The sequence below is a fragment of the Flavobacterium azooxidireducens genome, from assembly GCF_023195775.1.
GTDB lineage: Bacteria > Bacteroidota > Bacteroidia > Flavobacteriales > Flavobacteriaceae > Flavobacterium > Flavobacterium azooxidireducens.
In genome coordinates, this window is the sequence record NZ_CP096205.1 from 692,910 (window position 1) to 708,444 (window position 15,535).

Here is a 15,535-nt window from a genome sequence, read left to right on the forward strand (position 1 = left end):
TATTTCTTGTTATGAAAAAGATTCTACTCCTATATATAGTATTAAACTGCTTGTTTAGTAATGCTCAAAACACCATTAACATTGATGTTGTATGGCAGGAAAATAAGCTATTAGACTTAGGAAACCATCATTTAAACGTCCCACAGTTTCAACGTAAAAATTTCTTTTTTGACGATGTTAATAGACTTATACTTTATAATTACAAGTTCAATATTTCATCGCCCATAGATGAAAACTCAATAAAAATATCTGCATTAGTACTTGAAAATATTGCTCAGCATGAACTGGGAGATTTAACTTTAAAAAACATTCCAGGCAACATAAATATTAGTTTAAAAAATGGAAAAGCAAGGGATTTACTACAGGCTTTGTTAACCTTTTCTCCTATAATTAAGACGAATGATGGTTATAAGAAAGTGAAATCATTTAATGTTACATACAGTAATTCAACCAATTACCAACAAAGAAATGAAACAAGCTTTGATTTTAGCAGCATTCAAAATTCTGTTTTAGCAACGGGAGATTGGTATCGTTTTTATGTTGAAAAATCCGGAATCTATAAAATTTCAAGAAATTTCTTGAGTCAGCTAGGTATGAACACAAATGTTGACCCGAGAAATATAAAAATATATGGCAATGGCGGAAGAATGATTCCTTTGCTAAACAGTATTGAATATCCTTCCGATTTAGCCGAAAACGCCATCCTTTTTGTTGGTGAAGAAGATGGAATTTTCAATTCTGAAGATTACATTTTATTCTATGCCGAAGGAATGGACAATTGGAATACCGAAAGTAACACGCACCTTAATTTATACGAAGATAAATCGTATTATTATATAACTGCTCAAGGAGATAGCGGAAAAAGAATAACAGATGCAATGCAACCAACAGACATAGCCTCTACAGTTTTTACCACCTTTGACGATTATCAATTCTATGAAAAAGACCTCAATAATATAGGTAGGATTGGACGAGTTTGGTATGGTGAGCAATACAGTTCTCAAACACCACTTGCTATAAATTTTAATTTCCCAAATGTTGTTACCAATACAACCATTCAATTAACTATTACAAGTGCGGCAATTTCTTTGTCTAGTTCCAATTTGTCTATCAATGTTGGCGGACAATCACAAAACATAAATTTTACAGCGATTCCAACCAATAGTTCAACTTTGTTTTCTACAGGAAACGCCCAATTTGGTATTCCTTCCTCGCAAGATGTATCGGTACAATTAACATATAATAATAATGGAGTGCCGAGTGCAAGAGGTTATTTGAATTATGTGATTGCCAAAGCAAAAAGAAATCTTCAAGGGTATGGAAAACAATTTCGTTTTCAAAATGAATCCGCCGCTTCTTTAATAGGTGTAGGTGAATTTCAACTTTCAAATGCAACCGGAATTCAACAGGTTTGGGATATTACAGATATTTATAATGTTTCTAAATATGAGAATCAAGGAAGTTCTATATTCTCATTTAAAGCAGATCTAGGTGAAATTAGAAAATACATAGCTCTTGATCCTGCCGATTTTTTCAATCCTTTGAGAGAATCGCAGTCAAAAGTAGTTAATCAAGACATTAAAGGTACAATTTTTAACAATATCCAAAGTCAGTTTCAAGACATTGATTACTTGATAATTTCTCCTTCAAATTTGGCTTCTGAAGCGGAAAGATTAGCTAATTTTCATAGAAATTATTCTAATTTAAACGTTAAAGTTATTACTTTAGACAAAATATACCAAGAATTCTCGTCGGGAAAACAAGACATTGGAGCCATTCGAAATTTGGTTAAATATGTTTATTTTAATGCTTCCACAGATTCAAAAAGAGTAAAATACCTCAATTTGTTTGGTGATGCTTCGTTTGATTACAAAAACAGAATTCCAAATAACACCAATATTGTTCCTGTCTTTCACAGCTTAAGCAGCGAATCACTGCTAAGTTCAACCATGAGTGATGATTTTTATGGTATGATGGATCCGCATGAAGGCAGAATGCTCAATGCAAGTAACACTCCCGGGTTTGAAGCCTTAGATATTGCTGTTGGAAGAATGTTGGTTACGTCTGTTCAACAAGCAAAAGAAATGGTGGATAAAGTTATTCAATACCACGACATTAATTCGTATGGTAGATGGAGAAATAATTTTACATTAGTTTCTGATGACGTTGATGAAAGTTGGGAAAATCAAATTCAAACAGGAATAGATAATTTAGGAAACACAATTAATGCCGAAAAACCATTTGTTAATGTGTTGAAATTTCACGCAGATTCTTATGTTCAAGAAGCATCTGCCGGCGGACAACGTTATCCTAAACTTAAACAAGAACTATTGAATGCAATTCAAAATGGCTCATTGGTTTTTAATTATTTTGGTCATGGTGGTGAAGATCAATTGGCATCGGAACGTATTTTTGAAAAAACAGATGCTCAAAATTTAAATAATCAATACCGCTATCCATTAATTGTAACTGTAACTTGTGAATTTACTCGATTTGACAATCCATATCGACCCACAGCAGGTGAATATACTTATTGGAATCCAACCGGAGGAGCCATTTCGTTAATAACAACAACACGGCAAATTGGAGTTACTACAGGACAAGATATTAACGAAGGGTTTTCAAGCTATTTATATGGCTATGGACCAAATTCAAGTGAAGAAACTACCATTGCCGAAGCTTTACGTAGAGCTAAAAACGCTTATAATAGCCAAACATTAATGGTTTTTTACATTGGAGATCCTGCTCTAAAATTAGCCATTCCAAAACCAAAGATCATTCTCACAAAAGTAAATGATGTTCCAACGGATTCATCTACATTCGTTTTTAACGCATTAAGTAAAGTGAAATTATCAGGTGAAGTAAGAGATTTAAATGGAGATGCTTTACTATCTAATTACAATGGTGATATTGCAGTTCAAATATTTGACAAATCAATTAACCGAAGCACCCTAGCAAATGACAATACAAGAGATGGTTCAAACAACCTAATCATAATGAATTTTCAAACCTTGGGCGAAACAATTTTCAGAGGAAATGCTACAGTTACCAATGGTTTGTTTGAAATTGAGTTCATCGTTCCCAAAGACATTTCCATTCCGGTTGGAAACGGAAGAATTAGTTTTTATGCCAAAAGTACTAGTCCGGTTTTGCAAGATCAAACCGGTTATGACACTTCGATTTTAATTGGAGGAATCAACGAAAATGCTCCGGAAGACAACATTGGCCCACGTGTTCGACTGTATATGAATGACGAATCGTTTATTTCAGGAGGAATAACCAATGCCAGTCCAATTTTCTTAGCTTTTTTAGAAGATGAAAACGGGATTAATACCGCCAGCGGAATTGGTCATGACATTGTTGCCATTTTAGATGGAGACGAAAACAATCCGTATATATTAAATGATTATTACGAAACCGAATTAAACGATTACACCAAAGGTAAAGTTCGTTTTCCGTTTAGAGATTTAACTCCGGGATTGCATACCATAACTTTTAGAGCTTGGGATGTTTACAATAATCCGGTTTCGGCAGAAATTCAGTTCATTGTAGTGGGAGATGAAACAATCAGCTTAACCAATGTGTTGAATTATCCAAACCCATTTGTAAGTTATACGCAATTTTGGTTTTCACACAATCGTCCTTTTGAACCGTTAGACGTTCAAGTGCAGGTTTTTACTATTACCGGAAAAATTGTAAAAACCATCAATCAAGTCATCAACACCGAAGGGTTCTTGTCTCGTGAAATCACTTGGGACGGAAGAGACGATTTTGGCGATAAAATTGGCAAGGGAGTCTATGTTTACAAACTAACCGTAAAGTCTAACCTGACCAATAAAAAAGTAGAAAAAATAGAAAAACTTGTAATACTTTAAGAAAACACTATATTTGTTAATTATTATCCAGAATTTATAATGAAAAAAATAACCGTATTTTTAATTTGCCTCTTTGCATTTCAGAACAATTTCGCTCAAGATAGAGTAATCACCACCGGAGTACCGTTTTTATTGATTGCAGCCGATGCTCGTGCAGCCGGTATGGCAGATATTGGCGTTGCTACTTCACCGGACGCCTATTCTCAACAATGGAATCCAGCCAAATATGCTTTTGCTACTGAAAAAATTGGTATCGGTGTAAGTTATACACCTTATTTAACTGATTTAGTGAATGACATTTCATTAGGTCAATTAAATTATTATAACCGCATTAGCGAAAAAAGTGCCTTTGGAGGAAGTTTGCGTTATTTTAGTTTAGGAGATATTGAACTAAGAGAAAATTTTGATGACGTTGCAAGAGTTGTAAGTCCAAATGAATTGGCTGTTGATGTTTCATATGCATTGAAATTAAGCGAACGTTTTTCAACATCTGTTGCATTTAGATACATTCGTTCGCAATTAAGAATTCCAGACGGAGCTACCGATGCAAAACCAGCTAGTTCTTTTGCTTTTGACCTTTCAGGTTATTACCAATCAGAAGAAGAGGCTTATGATAGCTTTAACGGAAGATGGAGAGCAGGTTTCAATTTCCAAAATTTAGGACCAAAAATTAATTATGACGAAGATGTAACCGAACTTAATTCGAATTTCCTGCCTGCTAACATGCGTTTAGGTGGAGGTTTCGATTTTATTTTTGATGAATATAATAAAATCGGATTAAATGCTGAAGTTACTAAACTATTGGTGCCAACTCCTCAAAATCCGGATTTAAATGGAGATGGCGAAATTACTAATGAAGAAAGAATTCAAGCAAGAGACGACTACCAACGAATTGGGTGGGTTTCCGGAATATTTCAATCATTTGGTGATGCACCGGATGGTTTTAGCGAAGAATTAAGAGAGTTTACTTGGGCTTTGGGTGCAGAGTATAATTACCAAGACTCATTTGCTCTTCGTTTAGGTTATTTTAACGAGCATGAAACAAAAGGAGCTAGAAAATATTTTTCTTTTGGAGCCGGATTCAAATACACCGTAATTAAATTAGACGTGTCGTATCTATTCTCTGCTTCTAAAGTTAAAAATCCTTTAGAAAACACATTACGCTTCTCCTTAACATTTAATTTTGGAGATAAATATGACGAATATTAATCAATCATACTAATTAAAAAAGAATCCAAATTTCAATAATGAAGTTTGGATTTTTTTTCCACTATACATTATGAAAAAAATTACTATTACAACCGAATTTTCAGTTTACGAAAGCAAAGAACAATTGCCATCAGAAATAAAGAATCTAATGGAAATGGCGATTGAAATCAGAAAAAAAGCCTACGCTCCTTATTCAAAATTTAGAGTGGGTGCCGCAATTTTGTTGGATAATGGAAAAATAGTCTTGGGTTCCAATCAAGAAAATGCCGCTTATCCATCCGGGCTTTGTGCAGAACGTGTTGCCATTTTTCAAGCAGGAGCCATTTATCCGGATGCAAAAATTGTAAAATTAGCCATATCAGCTACAGCGGATGAAAAACCGGTCACCTCTCCTATTCCACCTTGTGGAGCTTGTCGTCAGTCGATTGCAGAATATGAATTCAAACAAAATACACCAATCGAAATATTTTTTATGGGAGAATCGGGCGAAATATACAAATCAGATTCGCTGACCAACTTGCTCCCTTTAGTTTTTGATAAAAATTTCCTGTAAATTTTATTTGTTTACTAAAACGTTATCGTAAATAACTTTTCACAAAGTTTGTCATTTTAAGTCGATTAAATTTTCACATCTACTTAGTATGTGTTATTTTTGCTACTCGCAAATTTGTGCATAACCTATTTGTGAAACACACAATCAAACATAAAAGATTCAAGAAATAGAAAAATGAAAAAAATCACCAAAGAAGTTTACCTGCAATGGTATGAAGACATGCAGTTTTGGAGAAAATTTGAAGACAAATTAGCTGCCGTTTACATTCAACAAAAAGTGAGAGGGTTTTTACATTTATATAATGGTCAGGAAGCTGTTTTAGCCGGAGCATTACATGCAATGGACTTGTCAAAAGACAAAATGATTACAGCCTACAGAAACCACGTTCAACCAATCGGAATGGGTGTTGACCCACGAAAAGTAATGGCTGAATTATACGGTAAAGCTACCGGAACTTCCAAAGGAATGGGTGGTTCAATGCACATTTTTTCTAAAGAACATGGTTTTTATGGTGGTCACGGAATCGTAGGAGCTCAAATACCTGTGGGTGCCGGAATGGCGTTTGCCGATAAATATTTTAATACTGGCGGCGTGACGATGACCTATTTTGGTGATGGTGCAGCACGTCAAGGTTCGCTTCATGAAGCTTTCAATATGGCAATGTTGTGGAAACTTCCTGTTGTATTTATTTGTGAAAACAATGGATACGCCATGGGAACTTCTGTGGAAAGAACTGCGAATCACACCGATGTTTGGAAACTAGGTTTAGGGTATGAAATGCCTTGCGGACCAGTGGACGGAATGAATCCGGTTAAAGTTGCCGAAGCCATGCACGAAGCAATCGAAAGAGCTCGTCGTGGAGACGGTCCAACATTCTTGGAAATGAAAACATACCGTTATAGAGGCCACTCGATGTCTGATGCTCAATTATACAGAACAAAAGATGAAGTTGAAGAATATAGAAAAATTGATCCTATTACACAAGTTTTAGATATCATCAAAGAAAATAATTACGCTACCGAAGCAGAAATTGAAGCCATCGACGAAAGAGTGAAAAACTTAGTAGATGAATGCGAAAAATTTGCCGAAGATTCTCCGTTCCCTGAAGTACAACAATTGTATGACGTGGTGTACGAACAAGAAAACTATCCTTTTATTCCCCATAAACTATAAACACTATGGCAAAAATTATTAACATGCCACGTTTGAGTGATACAATGACAGAAGGAGTTGTAGCAACATGGCTTAAAAAAGTTGGCGATACCGTAAAAGAAGGCGATATTTTAGCCGAAATTGAAACCGATAAAGCAACAATGGAATTTGAAGCTTTTGATGCAGGAACTTTGCTTCACATCGGAATTCAAGAAGGCGAATCGGCTCCGGTTGATTCTCTTTTAGCTATTATTGGAAAAGAAGGTGAAGACATTTCCGATTTATTAAAAGGAGGAAATTCTGCTAAAACAGAAGAAAAATCAGAAGAAAAAGAAACTTCAAAAGAAGAATCATCTAAAGAGGAAACTCCAAAAAAAGAATCTTCTGAATCAGAAGAATCAAAACCAAAAGCTTCAGCAGCAATTCCTGCCGGAGTAAAAGTAGTAACAATGCCTCGTTTGAGTGATACAATGACGGATGGTACAGTAGCGGCTTGGTTGAAAAAAATTGGCGACACCGTAAAAGAAGGTGACATTTTAGCCGAAATTGAAACCGATAAAGCAACGATGGAATTTGAATCATTCAATTCCGGAACTTTATTATATATTGGTGTTGAAGAAGGTCAATCTGCTCCGGTTGATAGTGTTTTAGCCATCATCGGACCAGAAGGAACAGATATTTCAGGAATTGCCGAAAATTATGCTAAAGGTGGTGAAGCTCCAAAAGCTGAAAAAACCGAAGCAAAATCAGAAGAAGCAAAACCAGCAACAGAAGATAAAGAAGAAGCAACAACTTCAACCGAATCTACGGGAAGAATTTTCGCCTCACCATTAGCCAGACAAATTGCTAAAGACAAAGGAATCAACCTTTCTCAAGTAAAAGGTTCAGGTGAAAACGGAAGAATTGTAAAAAGTGATGTAGAAAACTTTACGCCATCTGCCGCTCCTCAAAAAGCAGCACAATCGGAAAGTACTTCTCAACCTGCTACAGCAGTTCAACCATTTGTTCCGGCTGGAGAATCGTATTCAGAAGAAGTGAAAAATTCGCAAATGCGTAAAACAATTGCTCGTCGTCTTTCTGAATCTAAATTCACAGCTCCACATTATTACTTAACAATCGAAGTAGCAATGGATGAAGCAATGAAATCCAGAGCAATTATCAATACTGTTCCTGATACAAAAGTATCGTTTAACGATATGGTTGTTAAAGCGTGTGCGATGGCATTGAAAAAACATCCACGTGTAAATACACAATGGAAAGATGACGTAACCGTTATCAATCACCACGTAAATATTGGTGTTGCCGTTGCTGTAGAAGATGGTTTAGTAGTTCCTGTATTGAAATTTACAGACCAAATGAATTTATCTCAAATTGGTTCTGCGGTGAAAGATTTGGCCGGAAGAGCTAAAAACAAAAAACTACAACCTGCCGAAATGGAAGGAAGTACGTTTACTGTTTCTAATTTAGGTATGTTTGGAATTACTGAATTTACTTCAATCATTAATCAACCAAATTCTGCTATTCTTTCTGTTGGTGCCATCATCGAAAAACCGGTTGTAAGAAACGGACAAATCGTTGTAGGCAACACAATGAAAGTAACCTTAGCTTGCGATCACCGAACAGTTGATGGTGCAACGGGTGCTCAATTTCTTCAAACGTTACGCACGTATTTAGAAAATCCGGTTACTATGTTAGCATAGGTTTTAAACAGCATAAGAAAGGCTGTTAACCATTCCTATATTTAAAAAGTTTATTGTTACGATGTAAAAATCGTTTCAATAAACTTTTTTCATTTACATAAATTGATAATCACATCCAACATAAAAAAGAAAACACTCAATAATTACAATCCCCGAAACTGATTTTCAAATATGAAAAAACACTTTAATTTGATTTAAAACAATTTCTTTACAAACCAATTTAGCTTCTAAACGCAAATGTAGTACGGTTAATGTTTCATCTCTCAAATTTAAAGAAACCAAAGCATACCACTTATTATCAAAAAAAAATCCCAAACTCATTTGCATAAGCTTGGGATTTAAATTTATTATAAAATGAAATTACTTTTTAATCAGTTTTATTGTTTTCACCTCATTATTATCAATTTCAACTTTTACCAAGTAGGTTCCGGCTGCCAAATGTGAAACATCAATAGTTGTTTCATTTGCATTAATTAATTTAGAAAATACTTCTTGGCTCAATAAATTGTAAATCGCAACAGATGAAATTCCTTGTTCAAATGAAATGCTTAAAATATCATTCACTGGATTTGGATAAACTTTTACATTACTATTTTTAGCAACACTATCATCAACTCCTAAATTATTGGTCGGACAAGCAATAGGTGTTAGTGAAATTCTATCAGTTGTAGTGCCATCTCCTAATCGTCCTTGTCCATTTAATCCGCATACTTTCAGTGAACCATCAGTATGTAATGACAAGGTATGAAATGCTCCTGCAGAAATTTGTAGATGATCAGTTGAATTTGTAGCACTCACCCAGATTCTATCAGAAGTAGTACTATCACCCAGTTGTCCAAAATTATTTTGCCCGCATATTAACATATTTCCAAATGTTGTTGTTCCAACGGTATAATACCATCCTGCTTCAATACTTTCTACTTGATCGTATACACCTGTTGGTGTCAGTTTGTTTGTAGTTGTACCATCACCTAATTGACCATTTGCATTATTTCCCCATGTGTAAAGTATTCCATTCGCTTTTAATCCAACTGAGTGAGCATATCCTGCGGCTACATTTGCCCAGTCATTTTCGGTTCCAATTTGTACAGGAGTAATTCGGTTTGTGGTTGTGCCATCTCCTAACTGACCGGAATTATTATAACCCCATGCCCAAAGCGTACCGTTTGTTCTTATGGCTAGTGAAAAACCAGATCCTGCCGCAGTACTTTGCCAATTAGTTGCTGTTCCTACTTGTGTGGGTACAGTTCTGTTTGTGGTTGTACCATCACCTAATTGACCATAATTATTGTACCCCCAAGACCAAAGTGTACCATTATCCTTTATTGCTAAGGCAAATCCTTCTCCAATAGTAACACTTTTCCAGTTATTTGCTGTTCCTATAAGTGTTGGAGTTGTTCTATTCGTTGTTGTTCCATCGCCTAATTGACCAAAGGTGTTATTTCCCCAAGCCCATAGCGATCCATCTACTTTTATGGCTATTGTAAAACCACCACTAGCTGAAACACTTTCCCAGTTGTTAGCTGAGCCTATTTGAGTTGGTGTATTTTTACTTGTTGTTGTTGCATCACCTAATTGGCCGTAACCATTGTCTCCCCAAGCCCATAAAGTACCATCTGTTTTTATTCCTACTGAATGGGTATAACCGGCACTAATTGTTTGCCAACAGCTAGTAGCAGAACCAGGTGTGGTAAAAGAACCACCATAAGCCCATTCACTTAGACTGCTTACACAATCTGAAGCAACCCACCAATAATAGGTAGTGTTAGGTAATAAATCGGTTAAATCAGCACTTGTAGAACCAGTACTTCCATCAATACCACCGATTACTGGAGTAGTATTATATACATATAAATAACCACCGTTTGGTGCAGATGTCGAAGGTATCCAGCCAATTACAGCTGATGTTGAAGATAGCACTTCACTTCCAAAATTAGTTGGAGGATTACAAGATGATGCATTCGAACACGTTATCGAACGAACTCTCGCTGTATTCTGTATGCCACAATTTGCATTGGTGTGTAGATGATACCTGATTAGTCCTGATGTAGCATTTGAATTCCAAACTAATGGTGTTACTCCACTAGCAAAAACTGTTGTTCCTGTAGCATTTGTAATAGTAACATAATCAGTAGCGATCGAGCTGGTAAAAGTATATTGCTTATTTGACAATACATTTACATTAGAATATTCTCCTGCCCAAGCATTCGCAATAATTAGTTCCGTATTTCCTGTACAAGCCGGTGTAAAAGTGGCATCAGGATACAATCCATAACTTGCACCGTTACAATTTGAAAATGCTACAGTTGTAAAACTTCCTCCGGAAACCCAAGCACTTCTTGTACCATTGCAATTGGAACGTACCCAATAATAATACGTAGTGGAAGCTGATAAACCATTTAAAGTTGCTATAAGATTAGCATTACTAACTTGCGTTGCATTTGTTGCTGCTACAGGAGCAGTACTGTTGGTGCTTAAATATAAATCATATGAATTGGCAGCAGGTGTCGGTGCATTCCAAAATAATCGACACGAATTAGAAGTAATGTTTGAAACCGCTAAATTAGTTGGCAAACCACAACTTACCGGAGCTACACATTGAATATATTTTATTCTATCTGTGTTTTGTGCACCACAATTAGCATTTGTATGTAAATAATAGCGTATCATTCCGGTAGTGGATTGAGAAGCCCAACTTAAAGGCGTTGTTCCGCTCGCTAAAATTACATTTGCATCGTTCGTTATCGTAATAAAATCGGTTGAAACCGAACTTGAAAAAGTATATTGTCTATCGGCTACTATATTTACGTTTGTAAATTCACTTGCATAAGCGTTTACAACAATTTGTTCGGTTGCACCGGAACATGCTGGTGTGAAATTAGTATTTGGCCATTGTCCATACAAAGCGGCGTTACAACCGGTTAAAGTGGTTGTATTAAAATTTCCTCCAGAAACCCAACTACTTTTTGTAGAACCACAATTTGATCTAACCCAGTAATAATAAGTTGTTCCTGGTGTTAATCCGTTTGTAATGTTTATACCGGCCGAAGTGCTTGTAAATGTTGGTGTTGTATTTGCACTTGGTGCAACATTATTTGTTACAAAATAAATCTCATATCCAGAACTAGGTGCTGGTGCAGGTGGCGTCCAAGTAATCTGAGATGAATTAGACGTTATGTTAGAAACGGCTAAATTAGTTGGAGGGTTACAAGTTGCTTGCAGTGTACCAAAGAATCCACCCAAGACCCAATTGGATTGTTGTTCGCCACAAACTGAGGCAACCCACCAATAATAATCGGCATTTGGGTTTAAGTTTTCTATTGAAATAGAAGTAGAAGCCGTTGCATCTTGTATTCCTCCTATCACATTGGTTGTATTATAACGAATCACATAACTATCAGGTGCCGGAACAGCCGGAATCCAGTTAAGTGTTGCAGTGGTTGATGTAATATTTTCAGACCAGGTTTGTGTTGGAGCATTACATGTTGAAGCACTAGGTGTCATTTTAGTTAAACCCAGTTGCAATGTTCCTGCCCAAATAGTTCCGTTAGATTGAGTTCTTACTGCACTAATATAATTATCCGGTAAACCAGAATTGGAAGTATAAGAAATGCAGTCAGTGAAATTTTGCAAACCCTCTCCTTGAAATGCTATCCATGCTTTGTTGCTACTATCTACATCCAAAGCGTTAAGTTGATAACCTGCAAGACAAGAAGTGTTTTGAAAATAAAGATTAAGGAATGTTCCGGCTGTTGTATACGTCATTAAAGCATCAAAAGAGTCAATATAAATGATATTGTTTGCTATTCGAAGTATTTTTTGAACTCCATCGGTAATGATGTCAAAATCTGTTCCATTAAATTTATATAATAAATTACCTGTAGACACCCATACGCCATTATTACTATCTGTCGCAACAGAATTAATATTAGTGAGAGAACTATAAGTAGTCCAAGTTGTACCATTAAACTTGCTTAGACCGGAATTTGTAGCTACCCAAAGATTATTTAAACCGTCAACCGCAATGTCGTTAATCGCATTATTCGGAAGTCCGGAATTGGCAGTTGTATAATTGGTCCAAGTGCTTCCATTCAAACGGCTGATTCCGTTGGATTGGGTTGCCATCCATTTTCTATTCAAACCATCAATTTGAATTTTTAGAATTGAGTTTGATACAATGCCTGAATTGCCAGTATTGTAATTAGTAAAAGTGGTTCCGTTAAATGTAGAAACACCGGAAAAAGAAGCTATCCATAACAGGCCGTTGGCATCAACCTTAAGGTCACCAACATAGTTGCTTGCAATTCCAGAATTGCTGGTATTATAAATAGTGTAATCATAGTTTTGCCCGAAAGAGCAAACTGAAAAGAGGATTAGTAATAAAAAGTAAATTTTTTTCATGTAGTGGTTAATGATTACTGTTTTAATTAATGATTATTTATTTTTTTCAAAAAAGAGACAAACATAGCTAATTAAAATTGATTATGAATAGGAAATTAGCTATGTAAATGTTAAATTTTAAAAACAAAGAAATGATTATTTTGAATTATTATTTTTATAAAATTACTTCTCCAATTTAATTCGGAAGTTGTCATTCCATTGTTCATTAAATCGCATAGTATCCGTGTTTTTAGTTCTGTTTTGCTAGGAATAAAAGTGGCTAATTTTAGTGTTGTCATCGTGAGTGTTTTAGATTAACAATTACTCTTTAATGACTTTCACTGTTTTTACTTCATTAGTAGAAGTTACTTTTACCAAATAAGTTCCTGCAGACAAACTAGCAACATCGATTGAAGTTTCGCTGTTGATTAGAGATTTTGACAACACTTCTTGTCCCAGTAGATTGATGATTGAAACGGCTGTAATTTCTTTGTCAAACGAAAAGTTTAAAATATCTTTAACTGGGTTTGGGTATATCACAATTTTTGAAAATGAAAATTCATCGCTTCCTAAAACAGTTTCAATGTAAATTACATTTTTAAAGATTGGACTCCAGTTCCCATTACTATCTTTTATTCGTGAATTGAAAGTGTGAAACCCTACAGGATTTACAATTGGAATAGCTATTTTTTCAAGTTTTTCAAATGCAGTATTAAAATTTCCATCGGTTGCTAAAAAAGCGATTCCATTTCCTTCTCCTGGATCAGTATCCCAAAAATATTCTGCTTCTGATAAACTAACTATAGATGGTGTTGTTGTAGTGTCAACATAAATAATATTTGTAAAAACAGGACTCCAAATTCCTAAATCGTCTTTTATTCTAACGGAGAATTTATGTAGCCCAACACTTGGCGCATTTAAACCAGAAACAGCAATTTTTTCAAAACTAGTATTAAAATCTCCATCTACTGTTGAAAGCGCTATTCCATTTCCTTCTCCAGGATCAGCATCCCAAAAATATTCTGCTTGAACTAAATTAATAGTTGTTGGTGATGTTGTTGTCTCTACTTTTATAACATTTGAAAAAACAGGACTCCAAATTCCTGTGTTATCTTTTATTCGAATAGAGAACTTATGCAATCCAACACTCGGAGCACCTAACCCAGAAACAGCGATTCTTTCAAAGCTATTATTAAAATTTCCATCTACTGCTGAAATTGCTATACCATTTCCTTCTCCAGGATCGGTATCCCAGAAATATTCTGCTTGTATTACAGATGTAAGTTGGGCAGAACAAATTCCTACAGTAAAGCAAAACAATAAACTATAAATATATTTTTTCATCTTTATGTTTATTTATTTAGAATATCCTGAACCAGTTGCATTCATTTCTGTTGTGCCTGTATAAATTCTTCTTGGAGTGTTTAAAAATGAAATTCTTGGTTTATTTCCAGGATTAATTGGCCAATAGTTAGCCCAAGAGTTTGATCCACCTAAAGGACCAACATCATTAATTGTTAAATCTAGATCATAAAATTCTTCATCTGTTAGTCCACCATTTACAATAGATCCAGTTGCAGTTTGTGTAGTCAAATCTAAAGTATAAGATGAATTACCCAAATTATTATTTAAAATATCAACTCCAGTGGTATTAAAAGTAGTACTTGAAATATTATTATTCGCAATTACTGTTGCATTATTAGTGTTAACATTAATTTTATTTACAGAACTGCTTGAAGCACTTGTGTTTAAAATATTATTATTAAGTACAATTGTTCCATTTGGTATTGTTGAACTAAGCAACACTTGAACTGTATTATAGGAAGTAGATACAACTCTATTATTCTGTATATAGTTAGTTGAAGATGTTTTTAAATCCGAAATGACTAAAGGGTTACCTGTTGAGTCACTAATATCGTTATTTAAAATGTGTACTGCATAAGTTGATGTACTAGACTCTAAACGTCCTGAATCATTACCTACAATAAAAACATCCGTTGTTGCCAAAGGTGCAATATCATTATTAAGATTAATTCGACCACAATTGTTACCTGCAACTTCGCCATGAACAAAATATAGTATTGTACACTCGCTACCAAAAACATGTACAGAAACATTTTTAGTATTATCTAAATCAAAGTTACTATCAGCAATACTGTTGATAATATTGATCGTAGATCTACCACCTGTAATTGTAGTTGATGTTGTACTAATGCTACTTTGAAAGGCGTACATATTATTTATTGTTACAACTCTGTTCACAGCTGGAGCTATTAAAATTGTACCTTGAACGTAATACCTGCTGAAATTTGTTTCTGATACAAATGTTAATGATTTATTGATTGTAATGTTTTCTAAGTATGGTACATTTCCTGATTTTGGCTTAATGATAATACGGTCACCATCATTAGCTGCTGTAATAGCTGCACTTATGGTCGAATAAGCACCGCCTGCTCCTAAATCTCTAACGTACAAATCGGCCGCAGAAGCTATTGAACTAAAGAAACCAGCAATAGCTACAAAAAATAATTGTTTTTTCATTTTTTATTCATTTTTTATTCTCCTACTCATATAGCTTTTCGGAATCGCTTCGTTTGTATGGTTTCTGAACTCCATAAAAAAGTTTTCTAAATACGAAAAACAATTTTCAAGGCCAAAAATAGACC

The 15,535-nt window shown here is 34.9% G+C and carries 9 protein-coding genes; 5 read left to right on the plus strand and 4 right to left on the minus strand.

Features of this window, described 5'->3' with window-relative positions; translation table 11 throughout:
- Positions 1 to 11 precede the first annotated feature (11 nt).
- The 5 genes from porU (at position 12) to M0M57_RS03155 (ending at position 8,489) form a co-directional block, all read left to right on the plus strand.
- Positions 12 to 3,875, plus strand: coding sequence for a type IX secretion system sortase PorU (gene porU, locus M0M57_RS03135; RefSeq protein WP_248435289.1), 3,864 nt, complete (start codon positions 12 to 14; stop codon positions 3,873 to 3,875).
- 39 nt (positions 3,876 to 3,914) lie between these two features.
- On the plus strand, positions 3,915 to 5,084 hold the full coding sequence (porV, locus tag M0M57_RS03140; protein WP_248435291.1) for a type IX secretion system outer membrane channel protein PorV: 1,170 nt from the start codon (positions 3,915 to 3,917) through the stop codon (positions 5,082 to 5,084).
- Between the two features lie 70 nt (positions 5,085 to 5,154).
- Entirely contained in the window at positions 5,155 to 5,637 is a 483-nt protein-coding gene (gene cdd, locus M0M57_RS03145; RefSeq protein ID WP_248435293.1) for a cytidine deaminase, read from the plus strand.
- Between the two features lie 174 nt (positions 5,638 to 5,811).
- On the plus strand, positions 5,812 to 6,810 hold the full coding sequence (gene pdhA, locus M0M57_RS03150) for a pyruvate dehydrogenase (acetyl-transferring) E1 component subunit alpha (RefSeq protein ID WP_248435295.1): 999 nt from the start codon (positions 5,812 to 5,814) through the stop codon (positions 6,808 to 6,810).
- Positions 6,811 to 6,815: 5 nt separating this feature from the next.
- Positions 6,816 to 8,489 carry a pyruvate dehydrogenase complex dihydrolipoamide acetyltransferase gene (locus M0M57_RS03155; protein WP_248435297.1) on the plus strand — a complete coding sequence of 558 codons (1,674 nt, stop codon included), beginning with the start codon at positions 6,816 to 6,818 and terminating at the stop codon, positions 8,487 to 8,489.
- Positions 8,490 to 8,849: 360 nt separating this feature from the next.
- On the opposite strand, the gene M0M57_RS03160 is transcribed toward M0M57_RS03155, so the two are convergent.
- From M0M57_RS03160 to M0M57_RS03175, 4 genes are all read right to left on the minus strand, one after another.
- On the minus strand, positions 8,850 to 12,890 hold the full coding sequence (locus M0M57_RS03160; RefSeq protein WP_248435299.1) for a fibronectin type III domain-containing protein: 4,041 nt from the start codon (positions 12,888 to 12,890) through the stop codon (positions 8,850 to 8,852).
- A 110-nt stretch (positions 12,891 to 13,000) separates the two neighbouring features.
- A complete protein-coding gene (locus M0M57_RS03165; RefSeq protein ID WP_248435301.1) occupies positions 13,001 to 13,168 on the minus strand; it encodes a hypothetical protein in 168 nt (55 codons plus the stop codon).
- A gap of 22 nt (positions 13,169 to 13,190) precedes the next feature.
- Positions 13,191 to 14,213, minus strand: a complete 1,023-nt coding sequence (locus M0M57_RS03170) for a T9SS type A sorting domain-containing protein (protein ID WP_248435302.1) — start codon at positions 14,211 to 14,213, stop codon at positions 13,191 to 13,193.
- A 12-nt stretch (positions 14,214 to 14,225) separates the two neighbouring features.
- On the minus strand, positions 14,226 to 15,410 hold the full coding sequence (locus tag M0M57_RS03175) for a hypothetical protein (RefSeq protein WP_248435304.1): 1,185 nt from the start codon (positions 15,408 to 15,410) through the stop codon (positions 14,226 to 14,228).
- Positions 15,411 to 15,535: the final 125 nt, after the last annotated feature.